Source organism: Arthrobacter sp. CC3, from assembly GCF_039907775.1.
Classification (GTDB): domain Bacteria; phylum Actinomycetota; class Actinomycetes; order Actinomycetales; family Micrococcaceae; genus Arthrobacter.
On record NZ_JARCCY010000118.1, the window covers coordinates 1 to 593 of the forward strand.

Consider the following 593-nt stretch of genomic DNA (forward strand, 5'->3'; position numbering starts at 1 on the left):
TTCATCTCCGTGATCGCCGGCGGCTTCGGCATCGCCGCTCCCACCACGAGTGGAGACACAGACCACGGCGAGCACCGCGAAATCACGGCCCAGGCCACCGCGGAAATGCTGGCCAACGCCTCGTCCGTCGTCATCACCCCCGGCTACGGCATGGCCGTCGCCCAGGCCCAGTACCCCGTCGCCGAACTCGCCCACCAGCTCCGGGAACGCGGCGTGAACGTCAGGTTCGGCATCCACCCGGTGGCCGGCCGCCTGCCCGGACACATGAACGTGCTCCTCGCCGAGGCAAAGGTCCCGTACGACATCGTCCTTGAAATGGACGAGATCAACGAGGACCTAGACGGGACCTCGGTGGTCCTGGTGATCGGGGCGAACGACACCGTCAACCCCGCCGCGGCCGAGGACCCGTCCAGCCCCATCGCGGGCATGCCCGTACTGCGGGTGTGGGAAGCGGACAACGTCGTGGTGTTCAAGAGGTCGATGGCCGCAGGCTACGCCGGCGTCCAGAACCCGCTGTTCTTCCGCGACAACTCGCAAATGCTCTTCGGCGACGCCAAAGCCCGCGTCGAAGACATCCTCCGCGCGTTCTAGCA

At 66.9% G+C, this 593-nt stretch carries 1 protein-coding gene; it reads left to right on the forward strand.

The features are described from left to right. The coding region (locus PV761_RS24245; protein ID WP_347900058.1) for an NAD(P)(+) transhydrogenase (Re/Si-specific) subunit beta at positions 1-591 on the forward strand (591 nt) is incomplete at its 5' end. Positions 592-593: the final 2 nt, after the last annotated feature.